We start from the raw sequence: 20140 nt of genomic DNA on the forward strand, positions 1-20140 counted from the left end.
GGGGCGGAAAACGCCCCGATTCGAGTCTTATGCAGCGTATTTACGGCGAGTAGAACGCAAAACGCCCATCAAACCGGCGCCAAACATCCAAACCGCAGCAGGCAGAGGTACTGGAGCAGCGTAAGTCAATTTCCCTGCAGCCAAATTCATATGCCAGCTTTGCAAGGTTTGGCTGTTGCCGTTGTTTTGGTTGTAGAACCAGAATGCACCATCTGCACCATTGATATCCGCATCGGCCGCTGAAACTTGGCCAAAAATGGTAGCGAAAGGCAGGTTTTGATTATGTTGACCGGTACCGGCTGTATCCGAATCAACTACGATAGAGCTATTGTTGGTTGACGCTTGGTTAGCGTTGGCAACGCCAACGTTGTCAGCTAATGCACCTGTGTTGACTTGGCTAACATGATTTCTAATTGCACCAGCAATTGCGTTAGCTGATGCCAGGTTGGCAAGCTTAGCTATAGGCTTCTCACCAGTAACAAACATCTTTGCAGCGTTAGTGGTCATTACACCCCAAGAAGTATTGGCGGCATCCATATTGGCAGCGAAAGTGCTCCATTTTGCATTTGGAGAACCAGCAGTCAGAGCGTTCAAATCAAAAGACAATGAATAAGCAGCATTATCCTTGTTGTTGAAGAAGTCGTTGTAAGTTACACCCAAATCCAGCGTAAACGTGGTTTTTTGAGTTTTGTCGTAAACAGACAAAAACGCTTCATTTGCACCGGTGGTTGACGACGCCCAAATCGCCGCATTCGCACCCGCTGAAGATGCCAAAAGAGCTGTAGCTAATAACGCTTTGTTCAGATTTTTCATTTTGTTTCCTTGATGATTTAAAAATTAAATAAATACACAAGGTGACAACCCGGCCATCTTGCCTGGCGGCAACATCCGTAGCTTTCCGTCCCCGCCTCGCGACGGGTTTGGCTTTTACACACTTCCTTAGTCTTACCAATGCACCGAGATGGCGCCGCTCTCCCCGCTACCATTTTTGTATCCACCGCCGACTCCCTAACCTCTTCCCTCGCCGCTCCGTCTGCGTGCCGTCCCTGCTCCCTGTCCAATCCCTAACTGTGCGAACCATCGCGCATTCCGGCGCTGTTCCAGTTGCGGCAAATTATTTCAGTTGAAATCGAGGTTTTTCGTTACGCGTCGGTTACAGTTTGATGAAACGTAATACATTTGTATTACACGGCCGCGCGAATCCGGGATTCAGGCCATGGCTATGCTGTTGTATTGGTTGCAAAATCTTCCTAATCGCTCAGACTCGGCGGAGCGAGCGCAACAAGACAAGCAAGGCTTGCCGGTCTGGTTACGCGGCTGCTACAGTGGCTGAACCACTTGGCCCCGCGCCGGCAGACTCAAACCAGAACCTTCCCGCATGACAGAAATCGACCTTTTGCACCAGGCCTTTGCCGGCGCACAGCCGCCGATCGGCGACTTAGCCGGCCTAACCTCGGCGTTGAACCGTTGGTATCTGCAGCACCCGGATTGCAATTTTCTGCATCCCTGCCAAATCGGCGGCCGCCCGGCCCTGGTCTGCCAAGCCGACCTGAGCCGGAGCGAGCCGGCGGCCTTCGCCGAATTGCAAGCCATCGCCGAACGCTATGCGCTGTACCTGAAGGAAGATGCCCGCCGCCGCGAGCAAACCTGGGCCGACGCCAACCGCCGCCGCGGCATCGGCCTGGTATTGAGTTTTTGTATCGGCCTCAGCGCGGTCTCGCGTAGCATCGGCGCCGATGAACTCTTGCCGGTCAACGTGGTGGCCGGCCAGCATTTGCCAAGTCCGCTCGGCGCTAGCGCCAACACCGGCGATGGCGTGATTCGTTTGCGCCACTGGCATCCGCCGTCAGCGGCGCAAGTACTCGCCGCCTACAGCCAAAAACAGACGAACGTGCAGGTTGATTCCGCCGCGGCAGCCGACATCGCCGAGTTCCTGCAATCGCTCTACCAAAAAAAATCAGGCGACCCACCCACGGTCAACGCCGATCTGCAAACCATCGCGGACTATTTTTCGCGTTATCCGCAGGCAGTAGCGCTGATCGGCGAATTACGCGGCCAAAAAATCGGGTTGGATTACCAGGCCGGCGCTTGGCAAACCGTGGCATTCGGTAACCAATTCGGCATCAGCAGCGTGACGATCCGTTTCGATACCCGCCTCGGCGCGCAATTGCTCGGCGACCCCGGCTGCGACGCTACCCCGGCGTGCAGCATCGCTCCGGCCGACGCTTTATTGCACGAATTACTGCACGCCAAATTGATGCTATTGGATAGCGAACACTTCATCGCCGGCGGCGGCTTGGCGCCGGGGCTGTATCCTTTCGAACACGAACATGAAGTGATCGCCGAGGAAAACCGGCTATTTCAGGCCATGAACCAAACCGACGGCCGGGCCCGGCCGATCCGCCACCGCCATAGCGGCGAGTTGCTGCAGGTATCCTGCCCCGCCTGCATTCCGGTAAAACAAGTTGCATCGGGCGAATTAAGCCTGTGAAACCGGCGAAATTCCTGAACCTCGTTACAAGACAACGCTTGCAGGCGGTGGTTTGGGGAGACAAAAGTCAAGGCCGGTTCGACGCAGCTCAATAGCCTTGTGCCAAATTGGGCGGTTTCGATCAAGGCGAGTGGAGGCGAGCAATCTTCCGGCGCGGCCGGAGCTGGACCGGAGACGACGGTCGGATTCCGGCGCAAGGGGTGTCGGTAGCGGTCGGTTGGGCCAGTGGGGTGCTGAAAAATCCTGGCCGTCGGGTGTGATTTACGATCGGGCCGCGGGAAGGCTGGCATTGCCAGCCTTCCCGGACCAAGCCGATGCCGCGTCAACGGCGACGGTATACTCCGGCCGAAACCGCACCGGTCACGGCGCAATCATGCCGTTGTGCAGATAACTTTCTTCGTAACTGAACACGATATCGGCGTCCGGCAACACCAGTGCTTCGTTCTTGCCTTTGTAGTCCAGCCGGAACAGCAAATCCTTGATCAAATTGATTCTGGCCAGCTTTTTGTCGTCGGCTTTGACGATGGTCCACGGCGCCGATAAGTGGTGGGTTCTGGCGAACATGATGTTGCGCGCCTCGCTGTAGGCTTGCCAGTGCTTTTGGGCTTCCTTGTCGATCGGGCTGATTTTCCATTGTTTTAACGGGTCTTTCTGGCGTTGGCCCAGACGTTTTTTTTGTTCGCCTTTGCTGATGTCCAGGTAATACTTCAGCAACTTGATGCCGGAGCGTACCAGCAGTTGCTCGTAATGCGAAACCGTTTCGATGAACTCGTGGTATTCGTTGTCGCTGCAAAAACCCATGACCCGCTCCACCCCGGCCCGGTTGTACCAGCTGCGGTTGAACAGCACCAACTCCTGCGCCGCCGGCAAATGCGCGGTATAGCGTTGAAAATACCAGGTACTGTTGTCGCGGTCGGACGGCTTGCCCAACGCAACCACCCGGATTTCGCGCGGACTGAGATGCTGGATGATGCGCTTGATGGCGCCGTCCTTGCCGCCGGCGTCGCGACCCTCGAACAAAATCAAAATCTTGTCGCCGTGCTTGATGATGTGATTTTGCAGCTTGACCAGTTCCACCTGCAATTCGTGTAGCACGTCCTTGTAATCGGGTGCCTCGGCCTGTTTTTGATGTTTTTTGCTCATGTCCGCCGCCTGTTCCGGGTTGAAGGGTTTACTGGAAAATAGCACGCTCCCGGAGTTTTTGCCGAAACCGGGCTAAGTCGAAGCACCGCCGGCAAACAAGCGGTAGGCCGGGTTCCCGGTCTCCTGCCGGTAAAGCAGTTGCAACGCGTTCAGGCATTGTTCGAAATGCACCGCTTCCGCATCGCCGAGCTGCAAGCCGATCAACACCTTGCCGAATGCGGCGCCGTGGTTGCGGTAATGGAACAGGCTGATATTCCATTGGCTGCCCAACGCCATCAAAAACTTCAACAAGGCGCCGGGCCGCTCCGGAAATTGCAGACTGTAAACCCGTTCTTTGACATCGTACGGCGCATGGCCGCCGACCATGTACCGGATATGGTCCTTGGCCAACTCGTTACCGGTCATATCCGTCACGGCAAAGCCTTCTGCGGCCAAATGCTCCAGCAATTGCTGCCGGTCGGTCTCGGCGCCGCTACTGCTGATGCCGACGAAGACCTGGGCCATGGTCGGGTCGAAATAACGGTAATTGAACTCGGTGATGTTGCGTTTGCCCAGCGCTTTACAGAATTTCAGGAAACTGCCGGGCGACTCGGGAATGGTCACCGCCAGCAAAATCTCGCGATGCTCGCCGACTTGGGTCCGCTCGGCAACATAGCGCAGCCGGTCGAAATTGATGTTGGCGCCGCTGTCGATCGCGATCAGGGTTTGTTGCTGCAAACCGTTGAGTTCGGCGTATTTTTTCAGGCCGGCCACGGCCAAGGCGCCGGCCGGCTCGGCCATCGAGCGGGTATCGTCGAAAATGTCCTTGATCGCCGCGCAGATTTCGTCGGTGCCGACCGTAACCACCTCGTCGACGAACTGCCGCGCAATCCGAAACGGTTCCGCGCCGATTTGCTTGACCGCGACGCCGTCGGCGAATAGGCCGACCTGCTCCAACACCACCCGCTCACCGGCGCGTAAGGCCTGATTCAGGCAATCGGCGTCGTCAGGCTCGACCGCGATGACTTTGATCTCCGGCCGTACGAATTTGACGTAGGCGGCGATGCCGGCAATCAAGCCGCCGCCGCCGACCGGCACGAAGATGGCGTGAATCTCGCCGTTGCGCTGGCGCAAAATTTCCATCGCCACCGTGCCCTGGCCGGCGATTACGTCCGGGTCGTCGTAAGGGTGGATAAAGGTCATGCCTTTCTCGGCGGCCAATTCCATGGCGTGAGCGTAGGCGTCGTCGTAGGAGTCGCCGTGCAACACGGCTTTGGCGCCGCGCGCCTTGACCGATTTGACTTTGATTTCCGGCGTGGTTTTCGGCATCACGATCAAGGCTTTGATGCCGAGCCGTTTCGCCGCCAACGCGACGCCCTGGGCATGGTTGCCGGCCGAGGCGGCGATCACGCCGTTGGCGGTCTGCTCCGGCGTCAACGACGCAATTTTGTTATACGCGCCGCGCAGCTTGAAGGAAAACACCGGCTGCAGGTCCTCGCGCTTCAGATAGACCCGGTTGTTGACTCGCTCAGACAAGGTCGGCGCATAGTCCAGCGGGGTTTCCTCGGCCACGTCGTAAACCCGGGCCCGCAATATTTTTTCTATGTAATTCAGCATCGCTATCCTCGGCGCCAGCATCCTGTCGCGCCGCGCATTCCTGGCCTTAAAAACTGCTGAGCGATCAGCGTTAATCGGGTATTATCCCACACAATGACGGGTTGAAAGCCGTGTCAGGATTCATAAGAGCATAACCATCAGGACCATCACACATGACTCAAGACGAATTAAAAAAACAAGTCGCCGCCGCCGCATTGCAATACCTGAAAAACGTACCGATCATCGGCATGGGCACCGGCTCGACGGTGACGCATTTGATCAACCAACTGGCCGACTGCAACTTTAAAAACGATATCGAAGCCGCCGTGTCCAGCTCGATCAAAACCACCGAGCACCTCAGATCGATCGGGATTAAAGTCATTGAATTGAACGACAGCGGCGACCTGGACATTTATGTCGACGGCGCCGACGAAGTCACCCCGCACCGCAAAATGTTGAAAGGCGGCGGCGGCGCGCTGACCCGCGAGAAAATCATCGCCGGCGCCAGCAAGAAATTCGTCTGCATCGTCGACGAGACCAAGTGCGTCGACGTGATGGGCAAGTTCCCGCTGCCGGTGGAAGTGCTGCCGCTGTCACGCAGCTTCGTCGCCCGCCAATTGGTCAAACTGGGCGGCCAACCGATCTTGCGCATGAACAAGGAAACCGGCCAACCTTACATCACCGACAACGGCTGCGAGATTCTGGACGTGCACAATATGAGCATCGTCGACCCGGTCGGCACCGAACAAGCGATCAACAACATCCCCGGCGTCATCACCAACGGCCTGTTCGCGATGCGCGACGCCGACGTGGTGTTGGTCGGTAAAGGTAGCGAAGTCATCAGTTACTGATTGCCGCCTGTCTAAGCAAGCTTGCCGCCACCGGGCGGCAAGCGTTAGTTGTTCCGCCCTGCCCTCGGCAGGTCATAAAAGACGCCGCTCCGCCGATTTTTTCTGGCTGCTGCGGCCGTTGCCCTCTAAAATAGCCGCCATTTCCGCCGTCAGCCGGTCTCCTCGCCGCTTCGAGCTTTAATTTAGTATCCAGGATATTCAACATGTCAGACATCGAAATTGCCCAACAAGCAAAAATGCGCCCTATTATCGATTTGGCCGGAGAAAAATTCGCCATCCCGGCCGAACATCTCGACCCATACGGCCATTACAAAGCCAAAATTTCCCTGGAATACGTCAACAGTCTGACCGATAAAGCCGACGGTAAATTGATACTGGTCACCGCCATTTCGCCGACCCCGGCCGGCGAAGGCAAAACCACCACCACGGTCGGTTTGGGCGATGCGCTGAATCGCATCGGCAAGAAAACCATCATCTGTTTGCGCGAGCCGTCGCTGGGCCCCTGCTTCGGCGTCAAGGGCGGCGCAGCCGGCGGCGGCTACGCCCAGGTGGTGCCGATGGAAGACATCAACCTGCATTTCACCGGCGACTTCCACGCCATCGGCATCGCCCACAACCTGCTGTCGGCGCTGATCGACAACCACATCAACCACGGCAACAAGCTGGACATCGACCCGCGCCGCATCCAATGGAAGCGGGTGATGGACATGAACGATCGCGCCTTGCGCAAGATCGTGGTCGGCATGGGCGGCGCGGCCAACGGCTATCTGCGCGAAGATGGCTTCGACATCGTCGTTGCCTCGGAAGTGATGGCGATTCTGTGCCTCGCCACCAGCCGCGCCGATTTGAAAGAGCGCCTGGGCCGCATCGTCATCGGCTACAAATCGGACAAAGTCACCCCGGTTTACGCCCGCGACCTGAACGCCCACGGCGCGATGGCGGCGGTGTTGAAAGACGCGATCAAACCCAATCTGGTGCAAACCCTGGAAAACAATCTGGCGATCATCCACGGCGGCCCGTTCGCCAACATCGCCCACGGCTGCAACACCGTCACTGCCACCAAAACCGCGCTGAAACTGGCCGATTACGCAGTCACCGAGGCCGGCTTCGGCGCCGATTTGGGCGCGGAGAAGTTTCTGGACATCAAATGCCGCATGTCCGGTCTGAAGCCGTCGGCGGTGGTGTTGGTGGCGACAGTACGGGCGCTGAAATTCCACGGCGGCGTGGCTAAGGACGAATTGAACCAGGAAAATCTGGCCGCGTTGGAAAAAGGCTTCGCCAACCTGGAACGCCACCTGAGCAACATCAAAAACCACTACGGCCTGCCGTGCGTGGTCAGCATCAACCATTTCACCTTCGACACCGACGCCGAAATCCAATGGCTGAAAAACCAATGCGAAAGCTTGGGCGCCAAATGCGTGATCGCCAAGCATTGGGCGCACGGCGGCGCCGGGGCGGAAGAGCTGGCGCGCGAGGTGTTGAACATTGTCGATAACCGCGAGCCGGCCTTCAATTACGTTTACGACGACGAGCTGCCGCTGTGGAACAAGATCGAAGCCATCGCCACCAAGCTTTACGGCGCCGGCAGCGTCAGCGCCAGCCCGAAAGTCATGGCCGACATCAAGGCCTTGCAAGCTAACTACGGCCACTTCCCGATCTGCATGGCCAAGACGCAGATGTCGTTCTCGACTAATCCCAACGCCAAGGGCGCGCCCAGCGGTCATAACGTAGAAATCAGCGAAGTCCGTCTCGCCAACGGCGCCGGCTTTATCGTCGCTATCGCCGGCGACATGATGACCATGCCCGGCCTGCCGAAAGTCCCGGCCGCCGAACGTATCGATATCAGCGACGACGGCGTGATTAGCGGATTGTTCTAGCCCTATCAACCAGCGGGCCCGTCTATCGGCGCGGCCCAGAACACCAATTCGACAATCCGGCGAATCCCTCGCGCCCCCTCGGGGATTCGCTATTCTTGGCTCCCAGCGTGGTCTCAACGGCCCGCCCTGTGGTCATGCCGCGGGACGACTGCTCGAATCGGGTAACGGCTTATCGCGGCTCACCCCAAAAAACCTGCAATGATCAGTTCTCCGGCCCAAGCATAGAGTGCGGCACGCTATCTGGGTCCAGCCGTCTCGGACCGTCGCAGCGGCGCACCATGACGTGAGACAACACCCCATTGAGGTTGTAGAAATCTCGTTCCAGCAGTATGCGAAACCCCAGCCTCCGGTACAACAGCAAGGCTGGAATGGTGGTGCGCACTGCCAGACAAAGCGCGGCGTGGTGCTCGGAACCGGCGACGATCAAGCGTTCCAGTAAAGCGATACGCAGACCCATGTGCCGAAATTCGGGTAGCACCGCAAGCGAAAGCTTCGGCGTTGTCGCGTCGATCCAACCCCAACCCGGCGCCTGCGGCGCAAACTAACGGCACCAAGCAGCGCCGACCGGCTGGTCGCCGCTTTCGGCAACGACACCGATATCGCCATCCCGGCCCCAACCGCCTACATAGCAAGCCAGACGCGGGTCGGCCCTAACCGCCGCCACCGGTTCGTCCTGCTGGTTGAGCAAGGCTGCGAAATACTGTGCTTGCCATAAGAACGGCTCATCCGAGGCGGACGCGGTTCGAAACGATATAGGTGACATAGGCCTCACTTAGGGTTAATTCCATTTACATTGCTTGGTCGAGTAAAATCGTCCCGCTGCTGCCTGACACGTGGCGTGTTTCAATGGCGACGATCAAATCATTACCAGTCATAGCCGCCTATCATTGATGTTATACAGAACTTTCTAATTGCTAATTAGCTTCTAAGGTAAAGACTTATGGTAATTCGTGGTTGGGGAAAATGCGCTACCTGCGATCATCCTCATACTCTCCGGGCTGGAGTAGGTATTGAAACCTACCAGGAGCATTACTTCGACTGCGGAGAATGCGGATCGAGTATTACTGTTGCAGTACGCACCGACGCTCCACGGGCTTGGTTTACAGCGGAGGAAAACTTTTCCTTAATGCGAAGCGAGCAAGATAATTCGACGCTTATCAATTTACACCCAAACTTCGCATTTACTGAAGCTGAATACCACTCTCCAATGAGTTTTGTGTCTCTGAAACAAGGCGCAAAGATTATTCCGCATGTCAGACCAACAATTGGCAAATATCAGAATGACCTTGCAGGTACTTTCGAGATTCCAAATTGCAAGCATATCTGGAGCTTGGTGAAGCGAGCAGTGGCACTTGAAGCCAAGCATGACGCAGACAAGAAAATCGAAAGACTACGGTCTGACTTCTTGCGGCAACGACAAGAATATCGGCCGGAGACGACAGCTGAAAATACAGATGAAGTGCTCATCAGTTTTTTTACTGACCTTCTATACCCTCAGATTACAAATATCCTTCAACCATCTATCACTCTCATCCAGAACATAAAAAAGAACTACCCTCAGGAGGTGAAGCGGTTTTCTGCATACTACAACGCGGAATTGAAAGAAGAGCGAACAGCTGCTTATTTGAACACTTTTTCAGATTACTTCAGATACCACGGACAGTTTACTCAGCTGCTGAGTCATGCCCGGTTAGGTGACGACGATGTCCAGGATCGTATAATCGGTTCAAAGTCTTTTGATCAGGTGAAGCTTTATTATGGTCAAGCCTTCGAGGTATTAACAACTGCTATATCCACATTGGCCGCTTTTAACAATATGAGTCTTGGTCGTCCGTACGATCAGTTCCAGACGATGAGCTGGAGTAAATACACCAAAGATGTGGAGAAGGCAAAAAGAGCTAAGCCGTTTGAGACAGTCCCGGAGTTTTCAGCATTCACTGATTGCTTGGATAGTACCCTACGCAATGGTTCTCATCATGCGTCAATTTGGCGTGATGGTGAAAAAATAATTTATCGAAGTGGTGGGTCGGGGGCGCGCCATGAAATTCCTTACAGCGCTTATATTCACCTCTGTAATAAAGCCACTATTTCCCTTGCAGCAATTTGGCTGCTAGAGGTCAGTGAAATTGAAAGCTAACAATGCAAATTCACTCGGACTGCCAAAAGCCGCGCCGGTTCGCTTTGCGTCTTTTGGCATCCGGAGATTTACAGCGTTAAGCGGCCAATTTTTAGCCCGTAGCATTCCATTCAAATACCCTTTAGTCCCGCCTCGGCTTCAGGCTAAATTATCAATAGTGGATACTTCAAAACCAAGGGAATTTAGATGATCACGCTTTACGACATGGCCTTATCCGGCAATTGCCACAAGGTCCGGCTGCTGTTGAGCCTGCTGGGGCTGCCTTACCAAACCCGGCCGGTGGATTTGCTGGGCGGCGAGCAACGCGGCAGCGACTTTTTGCAAGTCAATCCGTTCGGTCAGGTGCCGGTGCTGGAGGACGACGGCCTGACGATTCGCGACAGTCAGGCCATTTTGGTGTATCTGGCCAAACGCTACGGCGGCGAGACCTGGTGGCCGGGCGACGCTTACCAACTGGCGCAAATCGCGGCGTGGCTTTCGACCGCCGCCAACGAGATCTTCAATGGCCCGGCCATACTGCGGGTGCATCACAAGTTCGGCCGCGCCATCGATACGGCGCGGGCGCAACAAGTCGCCGACAAAGTGCTGGGCATCGTCGAAGGCCATCTGCAAAACCACGATTGGCTGGCCAACGACCGGCTGTCGCTGGCCGACTTGGCCGTCTACCCCTACCTGGCGTTGGCGCCGGAAGGTGGCATCGCCATCGGCGATTACCCCAACATCGTCGCCTGGTTTCAGCGCATCCGCGCCCTGCCTGGCTACGTCCCGATGCCGGGCCTATGGCAAGCCTAAGCGGCGGAACGATGAGGCGGCGGTTGTCGTGACGGATTTTGATTGGATTAAATCGGTGACGATGCGCCGCGCTACGGTCGCCGACGCCGCACCTATCAGCCACTTGATCGCGGCGCTGAGCCGGCCTTTTCTGCTATCGGCGGACGGCGCAGGCGCGGAAGTGTTTCTGGCGGCCGTCGGCGAGGCGGCGATTGCCGGTTATATTGAAGACGCCGATTTCCGCTATTGGCTGGCGGAAGCCAATGGCGAACTGGCCGGCGTGATGGCGATGCGGGAGCATCGACATTTGTATCACCTGTTCGTAGCCAAAGTTTTTCAAAACCGGGGATTGGCACGCCATTTGTGGCAATGGGTCAAAACCGGGGCACTCGACGCCGGTAATCCGGGCGAATTTACCGTCAACGCCAGCTTGAACGCGGTCGCAGTGTATCGGCGTTTCGGTTTTGTCGAACTCGGCACGGCGGTACAGGCCAACGGCGTGGCGTTTCAGCCGATGCGAGCCGTATTGGGTGCCGGTAACGCTTGACTTACCATGCCCTACAGCGATAACCCGGCACGGGCCTTGGCGGAGTCGGGCCAAAGCCGGCCTTTTCGCCCTACCTGTTTCCTTTAAACGGACAAGTCCTGCTCCACACTCAATCTCAATCACAGCCTGCCGCTGGTTTTTCAGCGTCTGCCAAGCGACAATAGCGCGCCGGGATAGCCGGCAAAAAGACTTGCCGAGTCGGTTAACGCGCTTAAGGCATTGGCCTTGAATTGGATTCCGGGATGTGTTTTTGGAGGCCAGCGTTTGCGCAAATCGATACCAAAAACCTACACCCAATCCGGTGCTCAACACCAAATGCCGGGCAAGTTTCGGCACGCACCATCAGCACCGGAACAAAGAACGTTTTCAAGATATTTCATTAACTTAATCAATGAACAGCCCAGAAAAACAATCGTCTAAGCCAGCCAACGAATCTCCCCATACGCCGATGATGCAGCAATACCTGCGCATCAAGGCGCAGCATCCGGAGATTTTGTTGTTTTACCGGATGGGCGATTTTTACGAGCTGTTTTACGACGATGCCAAGCGCGCCGCAAGGTTGCTGGACATTACTTTGACCGCGCGCGGCGCCTCGGCCGGCGCGCCGATTCCGATGGCCGGGATTCCGTACCACGCCGCCGAGAACTACATCGCCCGCTTGTTAAAACAGGGCGAGTCGATCGCGATTTGCGAGCAGATCGGCGACCCGGCAAAGTCCAAAGGCCCGGTCGAGCGCCAAGTGGTACGCATCGTCACCCCCGGCACGGTCACCGACGAGGCTCTGCTGGAAGACCGCAAGGATAATCTGCTGGTGGCGCTGGCGCGCTTCGATAAGTTAATCGGTCTGGCTTGCCTGGATTTGAGCAGCGGCAAGTTCGTGTTGCAACAACTGGAAAACGACAGCCAGTTGCTGGCGGAAATCGAGCGCTTGAATCCGGCCGAACTGCTGTTCAGCGAAGACCAAGCCCTGCCCGCCGCGATCAAGGAGCGCAAGGGCCTGTGCAGGCGGCCGCCCTGGCATTTTGAATTGGACAGTTGCCGGCAATTGATTTTGAAGCAATTCAACTGCCACGACTTGAAGGGCTTCGGTTGCGAGCAACTGCCGGCGGCGATTTGCGCGGCCGGCTGTCTGTTGCAATACGTGCGCGACACCCAGTTCAACGCCCTGCCCCACATCCAGGGCATCGCCGTCGAGCACGCCGACGACAGCATCAGCCTGGACGCCGCCAGCCGCCGCAATCTGGAGTTGGACAGCCACCCCAGCGGCCAATTGCAATACACGCTGCTCGGCGTATTGGACAAAACCGCCACCGCAATGGGCAGCCGCTGTTTGCGGCGCTGGCTGCATCGGCCGTTGCGCGACCAGGCCGTAGTCAACGGCCGTTACGCCTGCATCGCCAGCCTGATCGACCACGAGCTGCACCGCGATCTGCAAACCAGCCTGCGCCAAGTCGGCGACATCGAGCGCATCAGCTCGCGGATTGCGTTGAAATCGGCCAGACCGCGCGACCTGTTGACCCTGCGCCTGACCTTGGCGGTGCTTCCTGAGCTGCAACAAAAACTGGCCGGCAGTGACAATCCTCATTTGGAAGCCTTACGCCTGCAACTAAAAGAACACCCCGAGTTGGTCGATCTGCTGCAACGAGCGATCATCGACAATCCGCCGGTATTGATCCGCGACGGCGGCGTCATCGCACCGGGCTTCAATGCCGAACTCGACGAACTGCGCAACCTGAGCCAGAACGCCGACCAGTTTTTGATCGACATGGAGCAACGCGAGCGGGCCGCCACCGGCATCGCCAACCTCAAGGTCAATTACAACCGGGTGCACGGTTATTACATCGAAATCTCCAATGCCCAAGCCGACAAAGTTCCGGTGCATTACACCCGCAAGCAAACCCTGAAGGGCGCGGAACGTTACATCACGCCGGAATTGAAGTCGTTCGAGGACAAGGTACTGAGCGCACGGGAAAAATCGCTGGCTTTCGAAAAAGCCTTGTACGACGACTTGCTGGACACGCTGGGCGAGGCTTTGCTGGATTTGCAGCAATGCGCGACGGCACTGGCGGAACTGGACGTGCTGGTCAACTTTGCCGAGCGCGCCGAAACCTTAAACTGGAGCCAGCCGGTATTGACCCAGGAACCCGGCATCCACATCGTCGCCGGTCGCCATCCGGTGGTAGAGCAACTGTCCAGCATCCCCTTCGTCGCCAACGATCTGGATTTTTCCGGCAACCGGCGCATGCTGGTCATCACCGGTCCGAACATGGGCGGTAAATCGACCTACATGCGCCAAGCGGCGCTGATCGTGTTGCTGGCCCATATCGGCTGCTACGTGCCGGCGCAAACGTTGACTTGCGGGCCGATCGACAAAATCTTCACCCGCATCGGCGCCTCCGACGACTTGGCCAGCGGCCGCTCCACCTTCATGGTGGAAATGTCGGAAACTGCCAACATCCTGCACAACGCCAGCGCCAACAGTCTGATTTTGATGGACGAAATCGGCCGCGGCACCAGCACTTTCGACGGTTTGTCGCTGGCCTGGGCCTGCGCCGATTATCTGGCCCGCAACGTCAAAGCCTTTACCCTGTTCGCCACCCACTACTTCGAGCTGACCACACTGGCCGAAGAACAAACCGGCATCCATAACATTCATCTGGATGCGATGGAACACGGCGACAAGATCGTGTTTCTGCATGCGGTGAAAGACGGCCCGGCCAGCCAGAGCTACGGCCTGCAAGTCGCGGCCTTGGCCGGCGTGCCGCAGTCGGTGATCGCCAATGCCAAACAAAAACTGGCGCAACTGGAAAATACCGCTTACATCGAGCAACAGGACCGTAGCGAAATCAACCAATTCGATTTGTTTACCAGTCAGGAATGCCATCCGGCACTGGTGTTACTCGCCGAACTCGACCCTGACCAACTCAGCCCCAAACAAGCTTTGGATACTCTATACCGTCTGGCCGGTCTGATGAAAAGCTACGGCAACCGATAGGCGACGAACCCGGTACGCCCGGAGGGCGAAGTCAAACGCGCGCTAACAGTCGCTGGCATTACTCGCCTTAGCGCTATCGGACTATAATTGAGGCTCTGCCGCTCTTTAGACGATCCCCATGGCGAAACGCCGCTGCGACAAACCAGTGTTAATTTCCATTTTGACGTTGTTGACGGTCATATTGACCGCAAGCGACGCCTTGTGGCGTGTCGATCGCTGGGTCTACGACCTGCAACTGCCTTTGTTGGCCTCGCCGGCTTCGCCGGAGATCGTTATCATCGAAGTCGATCAAGAAAGCTTGGCCGAATTCGGCCGTTGGCCATGGCCACGAGACATCCATGCCCGCTTGCTAGAGTTTTTGGCGCAGTCGAAACCGCGCGCAGTGGCGCTGGATTTCATTTTTTCCGAAGCCGACAAATCGCACCCCGAAGCGGATGCCCATCTGGCGCGGGCGCTGGCACAAGCCCGGCCGGTAGTACTGCCGGTTGTGGTCGAATATAACGGCAAGACCTTAGTGGAAACCTTGCCGCTGGCCGACTACGCCAAACATGCCGCACTCGGCCACGCCAACGTCGATCTGGATAAAGACGGCGTCAGCCGCAGTATTCTGCTGGAAGCCGGTTTGGGCGAAAGGCGCTGGCCGGCGATGCCGTTGGCGCTGTACGCGCAACAGCACCCGGAGTTTCTCGAAAATCTGCCCGGCTTGCGCACCGAAAACGGCCACGACTCGTTGGAGGGCGATTTTAGGGTTTGGCTGCCGTTCTTCGATCCCAGCACCGATTTCGTCCGCCTTTCCTACTCGGCGGTTTTATCCGGCAAAATCCCGGCGCGAACATTCGACGGCAAATACGTATTGGTCGGGCTGACCGCCAGCGGCCTGGAACGCGAATTGCCGGCGCCGCTGGCGGTTGGCGGCCGGCCGATGACCGGAGTCGAATTTATCGCCGCGGGCCTGGACGGCTTGTTGAAACAAACCCTGTGGCAGCCCTTACCTGGAATTTGGCAATTTATCGCCAGCCTCGCCGTCGCCGGCGTTTCGGTTTCGCTCAGCACCCGTTTCTCGCCGCGCTGGTTGCCGCCGGCGGTATTGGCGCTGTCGGCGCTAATTCTACTTTGCAGTTGGCTGCTGTTACGATTGAGCCACTATTGGTTCGCGCCATCGGTCGCGCTGTGCGTCCTGTGGTTCAGCTATCCGCTACGTAGTTGGCGCCATTTCGAAAAGCTGATTCAGTCCTTGTTTGCCGAGCGAAAACGCGCGTTTATCACGCTGAACGCGATCGCCGACGGTGTGATCACTACGACGCCAGACGGCGTCATCGATTACATGAACTCCGCCGCCATCGACATCGTCGGCAATAGACCGCCCAATTCCAGCAGTCAGCAGATAGACCGGATTTTCGCGCTGGAAATCCGCGACAAACCTGTTGCCATGGCCGACCTGATCCGAAAAAGCATTGCCGAAAACGCCCCGATGAAATTCAGCCATTGCAGTTTGACCGTATCGGGCCAGCACCAGATTACCGCCAATCTGGCAATTGCGCCGTTGATGGCGGGTAAAAATGGGCCTAGCGGGGCCGTAATCAGCATCAACGATATCGGCGAAAGAATGTTGATGGCGAAAATGTTGTTGCAAAAGACCGAAGAGCAGGCCGTGATGCGCGAGCTGATCAACCGCGCCGAGCAGGTCAGTCTGGCTAAAAGCCAGTTTTTATCGCAAATGAGCCACGAGTTGCGTACGCCGTTAAACGCGGTAATCGGTTTCGCGCAACTGCTGCAGATGGACGATCCCGAACATCCTTTGGATCCTTACCATCTGGATTCGGTGAACGAGATCCTGAAAGCCGGTCAGCATTTACTAGGCTTGATCAACGAACTGCTCGATCTCGCCAAAATCGAATCCGGCAAAATCGCGATGAATATTCAAAGCGTGGCGCTACAGGACTTGATCGGCGACTGCGCTGCGCTGATCACGCCATTGGCGCGTAGCAAAGGACTGGACTTGACCGCCCGGAATTCGTTACCGCAGGACCTTTTACTGAAGGTCGACCCGAAACGGGCAAAACAGATACTGCTGAATTTCCTGTCAAATGCCGTCAAATATAACAGGCCGGCCGGCCGTATCGATTTGCACACCCAGCGTATCGGCAGCAACCGCATCCGCATTTCGGTCGTGGATGCCGGAGAAGGATTGGCGACACAAGAGCAGAAATTGCTGTTTCAATCGTTTCAACGTTTGGGCGCCGAGAATAGCGAAATCGAAGGCACCGGTATTGGCTTGGCGATTACCAAACAACTGGCCGAGCTGATGGACGGAAGCGTAGGCGTTAGCAGCACGCCGGGCATGGGCAGCACCTTTTGGGTGGAATTTCCGATCGAGATTGAAGACGTCACGACACCTGACCGCTAAAGACGCCCCGTTTCTCGGCAAGCCGCCAATACCGACTATACTTGGCCGATACCTCAAAGCCGCTACCGCGGTGAGTTTTTACCACCCTTTTTTTGAATCTCGAGGCTCTTATGAATCGTTTTGTCACGCTGCTATGCCTAGGGCTTGTCCTCACGCTCTCTACCGCCGCCTTCGCCGACGATAGCATCATCGGATACATCAAAACCTCTACCGACGAAACCTCAATCATCGAAGCGGGCGCTACGTTAAAAGCGGGCCTGGGATCGGCCGTGCGTATCGGCGATACGATTAAAACCGATGCGAATGGCTCTGCCGGCTTAACGCTCAAAGACAATACGGTGCTTTCCATCGGACCTAACACCGAATTAAAAATCGAGGCTTACCAGTTTTTGCCGGAGCAGGACAAACTGGAACTGAACGCCAGTCTATTGAGGGGAACTCTACACTACATCTCCGGAGTCATCGCCAAGCTTAAGCCGGAGGCAGTCAGGCTCAACACTCCGACCGGCGTGATCGCCGTCAGAGGGACACGTTTTCTAGTCAAAATTGCCGAATAAACCGGGTACCTGCCATGACCAAAATGCTTACTTTGAGAAAACCCCTGACACTTGCCGCTGCAATGGCTTTGGGCGGCTGCACCGAATCTTACTTGGTTCTGCTGGAAGACCACGACGGCAGCACTGGTAAAGTCACTTTCAGCAGCCCGGCCGGCGAAACGTTGATCGAAACGGCCGGCTACGGCGCGGCGCTGACGAACGATAAGACCGTGTTTAAAGTCGAGCAACAACGCATCGAAAAAGATTTCGGACGGGCGTTAGCGTCCGAGCCGGTGCGCCCCGAGGTATATCTGCTTTATTTCGAGACCGGAGGCGCCAAGTTAACTCAGGAATCTGCCGCGCTGATACCGAAAATCATTGAGGCAGCCGGCAAACATCCGGCCGCCGATATTTCGGTAATCGGTCATACCGACACGGTCGGCAACGCCGATAAGAACGAAAAACTGGCCCGCGAACGCGCAATTGAAGTGAGCCGTTTGTTCGATCCGAGCAAACTGGATGTTAAAGAAGTGACCGTGACCTCGCACGGCGAGAAGAATTTGTTGGTTAAAACCCCGGACGAAACCGCGGAACCGAAAAACCGTAGGGTAGAAGTGACGATCCGGTAAAGCGAACGGCGGTCCGACGACAAACCGGACCGCCTCAGTTTTATTCGCTTGCCAAAATTTTGGCCAACTGCGCGGCCGGCACATAGCCCGGCAAAATGTTGCCTTTTTGGGTAACGATCATTGGCGTTCCGTTCATGCCAAATGCCTCGCCCAGCGCCATATGTTCGTCCACCGGATTTTCGCAATTCTTGCTGTCCAAACTTTCGCCTTTTTTGGCCGCAGTTAGTGCCTTGTTTCTATCGGCCGCACACCACACCGAAACCGCTTTTTTATATGAATCGGAGCCTTTACCGGCTCTGGGGAAGAACATGTAGCGAACGGTGATGCCTTGCGCCATATATTGGTCGATTTCCGAGTGCAATTTACGGCAGTAGCCGCAATCGATATCGGTAAACACCGAAACCGTGTGTTTGGAAGACTCGGGATTGAAGATGATCATCTTTTGTTCGCCAAGCTTGTCCAATTCGGCTTTACGAGCGCCGGCCAACTTGGTCTCCGTGATATTTTTCTTGGCTTGAACGTCGAACAATTGCCCTTGCACCAAGTATTTGCCGTCTTCTGAGGCGTAAAAAATATTGCCGCCCGAAGTCACTTCATAGAGTCCGGGAATTTCGGACGGTTTCACCGCATCGATTTTGCCTTCCGGCATAAAATTGCCGAGCGCCTTTTTTATCGCAGCTTCGTCAGCAAGCGCTTGACCGCATAAAATCGTGGCCGACAAAGCCAATAGGTGTGAGATTTTTTTCATGCTAATACCAATGGAAGATAGTCAAGGAAAGCGGTTGACCGGGATTGCGCCGTTTCGTTCAGCGTTATTGAAACAACCGGTCGATATCGAGAAACATAGCCAACGCCATCAACAGCATTAGCAGCACCATGCCGACCTGTTGAAAATATATCTGCAATTTCTCGGGAACCGGGCTGCCTTTGACCGCCTCCACGGCGAAAAACAATAGGTGCCCGCCATCCAAAACCGGCACCGGCAACAGATTCAACACGCCGAGACTGACGCTGACCAAACCGAGAAACTTCAAGAAGGCGGTCAGCCCCATATCGGCCGATTGTCCCGCATACTGGGCAATACTGATCGGCCCGCTCAGATTTTCCACCGATGCCGAACCGACCAGCATTTTACCCATCATTTTCAAGGTATTGACGGCATAGAACCAGGTTCTTTCAAAAGCAGCCGGCACAGCGTCGAGCGGCGACAAGGAGTGCTTGACCAACAATGAATCCAACACATCTTGCGGGGTCTCAACTCCGGCACCGATCTTACCGATGCTGGTGCCGTCTTTCTGTTGTTCTCTGCGCGGAGTCAAACTGAGTAACGAACGCACGCCGCTCCGCTCTATCGTCAAATTGATCGCAATTTCCGGACGCGCCTGCACATAATCGACCCATTGTTGCCAATCGCTGATATCAATGCCATCCGCATTGACCAAGAGGTCACCGGTTTGCAAACCGGCCTGTTTGGCTACGCCGTCTTCCATCAATTTGCCGACCACCGGTTTGATCTTCGGCGACCAAGGCTTCAAACCCAAACGCTTGTGCAAGCCTTCCGGCGTCGCCGCATCCTGGTCGGTCAGCTGCAGAATGTGGGTTTGCCGACTATCGTCCGCAGATTTGGTAGTGATGCTTATTTCACGTTGGCCAACGATTGCCGCCGAAAGCAGCACGTCGAAAGTTTCGATCCAGGTTGGGGTAGTCTTTTCGTTGATCGCTACAATTTCCTCGCCTTTGATCAAACCGGCTTGTTCGGCCAGTGATCCGGGCTCGACTGCACCAATCAACGGCTTGACGCCCACTTCGCCGATGACGAGTACCGCCCAGAACAGCAATACCGCCAGCAAGAGGTTAAACAAGGGACCGGCCGCGACTACCGCGGTTCTGGCCCATAAGGGCTGGCGATTGAACGCAAACGGCAGATCCGCTTCCTTGACGGCTTCCTCGCGCTCGTCAACCATTTTTACATAACCGCCCAACGGCACCGCCGCGATGACGAACTCCGTATCTTCGGCGCTTTTCCGCCAGGCCAGCAAAGGCTTGCCGAAGCCGATGGAAAAACGGATGACTTTCACCCCAACCTTGCGCGCGACCCAAAAGTGGCCGAATTCATGAAATGCCACCAGTACCGCAATGGCGACGATGAAGTAAAACAAGGTATGTAGGGTATCCATCTAA

At 56.2% G+C, this 20140-nt stretch carries 17 protein-coding genes and 1 riboswitch; of the genes, 10 read left to right on the forward strand and 7 right to left on the reverse strand.

What is annotated here, in order from left to right:
• Positions 1–27 precede the first annotated feature (27 nt).
• A complete protein-coding gene (locus AC0IM9_RS09150; RefSeq protein ID WP_482803799.1) occupies positions 28–813 on the reverse strand; it encodes a VPLPA-CTERM sorting domain-containing protein in 786 nt (261 codons plus the stop codon).
• 40 nt (positions 814–853) lie between these two features.
• A riboswitch (cyclic di-GMP riboswitch) is annotated at positions 854–935 on the reverse strand.
• A 443-nt stretch (positions 936–1378) separates the two neighbouring features.
• Between AC0IM9_RS09150 and AC0IM9_RS09155 the strand changes: the two genes are divergently transcribed.
• Positions 1379–2491 carry a hypothetical protein gene (locus AC0IM9_RS09155; RefSeq protein ID WP_482803800.1) on the forward strand — a complete coding sequence of 371 codons (1113 nt, stop codon included), beginning with the start codon at positions 1379–1381 and terminating at the stop codon, positions 2489–2491.
• Between the two features lie 360 nt (positions 2492–2851).
• Here AC0IM9_RS09155 and ppk2 read toward each other — a convergent pair whose 3' ends face one another.
• Entirely contained in the window at positions 2852–3634 is a 783-nt protein-coding gene (gene ppk2 / locus AC0IM9_RS09160) for a polyphosphate kinase 2 (protein WP_482803801.1), read from the reverse strand.
• Positions 3635–3706: 72 nt separating this feature from the next.
• Positions 3707–5230 (reverse strand): threonine ammonia-lyase, biosynthetic, encoded by a 1524-nt coding sequence (ilvA, locus tag AC0IM9_RS09165; RefSeq protein WP_482803802.1) that lies wholly within the window; start codon positions 5228–5230, stop codon positions 3707–3709.
• A 152-nt stretch (positions 5231–5382) separates the two neighbouring features.
• On the opposite strand from ilvA, the gene rpiA reads away from it, so the two are divergent.
• On the forward strand, positions 5383–6060 hold the full coding sequence (gene rpiA / locus AC0IM9_RS09170) for a ribose-5-phosphate isomerase RpiA (protein WP_140912831.1): 678 nt from the start codon (positions 5383–5385) through the stop codon (positions 6058–6060).
• A 203-nt stretch (positions 6061–6263) separates the two neighbouring features.
• Positions 6264–7937: a formate--tetrahydrofolate ligase gene (locus AC0IM9_RS09175; protein WP_278211697.1), complete on the forward strand. Its 1674-nt coding sequence runs from the start codon at positions 6264–6266 to the stop codon at positions 7935–7937.
• Positions 7938–8139: 202 nt separating this feature from the next.
• Here AC0IM9_RS09175 and AC0IM9_RS09180 read toward each other — a convergent pair whose 3' ends face one another.
• Together AC0IM9_RS09180 and AC0IM9_RS09185 are read right to left on the reverse strand one after the other, a co-directional pair.
• Complete coding sequence (locus AC0IM9_RS09180) at positions 8140–8394, reverse strand: GNAT family protein (RefSeq protein ID WP_482803803.1); 255 nt, start codon at positions 8392–8394, stop codon at positions 8140–8142.
• An 84-nt stretch (positions 8395–8478) separates the two neighbouring features.
• Complete coding sequence (locus tag AC0IM9_RS09185; protein ID WP_482803804.1) at positions 8479–8700, reverse strand: hypothetical protein; 222 nt, start codon at positions 8698–8700, stop codon at positions 8479–8481.
• A 177-nt stretch (positions 8701–8877) separates the two neighbouring features.
• Between AC0IM9_RS09185 and AC0IM9_RS09190 the strand changes: the two genes are divergently transcribed.
• The 7 genes from AC0IM9_RS09190 to AC0IM9_RS09220 all read left to right on the forward strand — a co-directional run bounded on the left by AC0IM9_RS09190 (position 8878) and on the right by AC0IM9_RS09220 (position 17959).
• Positions 8878–10074 (forward strand): hypothetical protein, encoded by a 1197-nt coding sequence (locus tag AC0IM9_RS09190; protein ID WP_482803805.1) that lies wholly within the window; start codon positions 8878–8880, stop codon positions 10072–10074.
• A gap of 186 nt (positions 10075–10260) precedes the next feature.
• Positions 10261–10866 carry a glutathione S-transferase family protein gene (locus AC0IM9_RS09195; protein WP_482803806.1) on the forward strand — a complete coding sequence of 202 codons (606 nt, stop codon included), beginning with the start codon at positions 10261–10263 and terminating at the stop codon, positions 10864–10866.
• 28 nt (positions 10867–10894) lie between these two features.
• Positions 10895–11392 (forward strand): GNAT family N-acetyltransferase, encoded by a 498-nt coding sequence (locus AC0IM9_RS09200; RefSeq protein WP_482803807.1) that lies wholly within the window; start codon positions 10895–10897, stop codon positions 11390–11392.
• 391 nt (positions 11393–11783) lie between these two features.
• Positions 11784–14387, forward strand: a complete 2604-nt coding sequence (gene mutS / locus AC0IM9_RS09205) for a DNA mismatch repair protein MutS (protein WP_482803808.1) — start codon at positions 11784–11786, stop codon at positions 14385–14387.
• Between the two features lie 118 nt (positions 14388–14505).
• Positions 14506–16794: a CHASE2 domain-containing protein gene (locus tag AC0IM9_RS09210; RefSeq protein ID WP_482803809.1), complete on the forward strand. Its 2289-nt coding sequence runs from the start codon at positions 14506–14508 to the stop codon at positions 16792–16794.
• Between the two features lie 110 nt (positions 16795–16904).
• Positions 16905–17351: a FecR family protein gene (locus tag AC0IM9_RS09215; RefSeq protein WP_140914013.1), complete on the forward strand. Its 447-nt coding sequence runs from the start codon at positions 16905–16907 to the stop codon at positions 17349–17351.
• Between the two features lie 14 nt (positions 17352–17365).
• Positions 17366–17959 carry an OmpA family protein gene (locus AC0IM9_RS09220; RefSeq protein WP_482803810.1) on the forward strand — a complete coding sequence of 198 codons (594 nt, stop codon included), beginning with the start codon at positions 17366–17368 and terminating at the stop codon, positions 17957–17959.
• 40 nt (positions 17960–17999) lie between these two features.
• Here AC0IM9_RS09220 and AC0IM9_RS09225 read toward each other — a convergent pair whose 3' ends face one another.
• Both AC0IM9_RS09225 and rseP read right to left on the reverse strand, forming a co-directional pair.
• Positions 18000–18707, reverse strand: a complete 708-nt coding sequence (locus AC0IM9_RS09225) for a DsbC family protein (protein ID WP_482803811.1) — start codon at positions 18705–18707, stop codon at positions 18000–18002.
• A 64-nt stretch (positions 18708–18771) separates the two neighbouring features.
• Positions 18772–20136, reverse strand: a complete 1365-nt coding sequence (gene rseP, locus AC0IM9_RS09230) for an RIP metalloprotease RseP (protein ID WP_482803812.1) — start codon at positions 20134–20136, stop codon at positions 18772–18774.
• Positions 20137–20140: the final 4 nt, after the last annotated feature.

The sequence above is a fragment of the Methylomonas sp. Uni0011 genome, from assembly GCF_056850255.1.

Bases quoted from the DNA above. Each gene is read 5' to 3' on its own strand.
- AC0IM9_RS09150 (WP_482803799.1), bottom strand. From the start codon at position 813: ATGAAAAATCTGAACAAAGCGTTATTAGCTACAGCTCTTTTGGCATCT.
- AC0IM9_RS09155 (WP_482803800.1), top strand. From the start codon at position 1,379: ATGACAGAAATCGACCTTTTGCACCAGGCCTTTGCCGGCGCACAGCCG.
- ppk2 (WP_482803801.1), bottom strand. From the start codon at position 3,634: ATGAGCAAAAAACATCAAAAACAGGCCGAGGCACCCGATTACAAGGAC.
- ilvA (WP_482803802.1), bottom strand. From the start codon at position 5,230: ATGCTGAATTACATAGAAAAAATATTGCGGGCCCGGGTTTACGACGTG.
- rpiA (WP_140912831.1), top strand. From the start codon at position 5,383: ATGACTCAAGACGAATTAAAAAAACAAGTCGCCGCCGCCGCATTGCAA.
- AC0IM9_RS09175 (WP_278211697.1), top strand. From the start codon at position 6,264: ATGTCAGACATCGAAATTGCCCAACAAGCAAAAATGCGCCCTATTATC.
- AC0IM9_RS09180 (WP_482803803.1), bottom strand. From the start codon at position 8,394: ATGGGTCTGCGTATCGCTTTACTGGAACGCTTGATCGTCGCCGGTTCC.
- AC0IM9_RS09185 (WP_482803804.1), bottom strand. From the start codon at position 8,700: ATGTCACCTATATCGTTTCGAACCGCGTCCGCCTCGGATGAGCCGTTC.
- AC0IM9_RS09190 (WP_482803805.1), top strand. From the start codon at position 8,878: ATGGTAATTCGTGGTTGGGGAAAATGCGCTACCTGCGATCATCCTCAT.
- AC0IM9_RS09195 (WP_482803806.1), top strand. From the start codon at position 10,261: ATGATCACGCTTTACGACATGGCCTTATCCGGCAATTGCCACAAGGTC.
- mutS (WP_482803808.1), top strand. From the start codon at position 11,784: ATGAACAGCCCAGAAAAACAATCGTCTAAGCCAGCCAACGAATCTCCC.
- AC0IM9_RS09210 (WP_482803809.1), top strand. From the start codon at position 14,506: ATGGCGAAACGCCGCTGCGACAAACCAGTGTTAATTTCCATTTTGACG.
- AC0IM9_RS09215 (WP_140914013.1), top strand. From the start codon at position 16,905: ATGAATCGTTTTGTCACGCTGCTATGCCTAGGGCTTGTCCTCACGCTC.
- AC0IM9_RS09220 (WP_482803810.1), top strand. From the start codon at position 17,366: ATGACCAAAATGCTTACTTTGAGAAAACCCCTGACACTTGCCGCTGCA.
- AC0IM9_RS09225 (WP_482803811.1), bottom strand. From the start codon at position 18,707: ATGAAAAAAATCTCACACCTATTGGCTTTGTCGGCCACGATTTTATGC.
- rseP (WP_482803812.1), bottom strand. From the start codon at position 20,136: ATGGATACCCTACATACCTTGTTTTACTTCATCGTCGCCATTGCGGTA.